The sequence below is a fragment of the Pseudomonas entomophila genome, from assembly GCF_029478665.1.
GTDB lineage: Bacteria > Pseudomonadota > Gammaproteobacteria > Pseudomonadales > Pseudomonadaceae > Aquipseudomonas > Aquipseudomonas entomophila_F.
Genome location: NZ_JARPQB010000127.1, coordinates 1 through 564 on the forward strand (window position 1 = coordinate 1; position 564 = coordinate 564).

A 564-nucleotide genomic window follows, 5' to 3' on the forward strand; every position below is an offset into this window, starting at 1 on the left:
GCGCCCTGGAGCGCCACCGCAGCGACTTCCGCCTGGCCGAAGGGCGCAGCGACCAGCCGTTGCTGGCCAGCGGGCATTTCCTGACCCTGAGCGCACACCCCAACGCCGCCTGGAACGACCTCTGGCTGCTCACCGACGTGCACCACCAGGGCCGCCAGCCCCAGGTGCTGGAAGAAGCCATCACCAGCGACGTCGACGCCAAGTACGACTGCTTCCAGCAGGGCTACCGCAATTTCTTCAGCGCCACCCCGTGGGACGCCACCTACCGCCCGCCGCTGGAACACCTCAAGCCACGTATCCTCGGCACCCAGCGCGCCGTGGTCAGCGGCCCGGCCGGCGAAGAGATCTACTGCGACGAGTACGGCCGCATCAAGGTGCAGTTCTTCTGGGACCGTGAAGGCCGCTCGGACGACAAGTCCAGCGTGTGGATGCGCGTGGCCTCCGGCTGGGCCGGGCAGGGCATCGCCAGCCTGCAGCTGCCCCGGGTCGGCATGGAGGTACTGGTCAGCTTCCTCGAAGGTGACCCCGATCAGCCCCTGGTCACCGGCTGCCTGTACCACGGCG

Annotated in this window: 1 protein-coding gene; it reads left to right on the forward strand. The window is 68.8% G+C overall.

Going from position 1 to position 564, the window contains the following annotated elements; genetic code table 11:
- Nucleotides 1-564, forward strand: a 564-nt coding sequence (gene tssI / locus P5705_RS26530; protein ID WP_277463755.1) for a type VI secretion system tip protein TssI/VgrG, incomplete at both ends; no start/stop codon positions are given.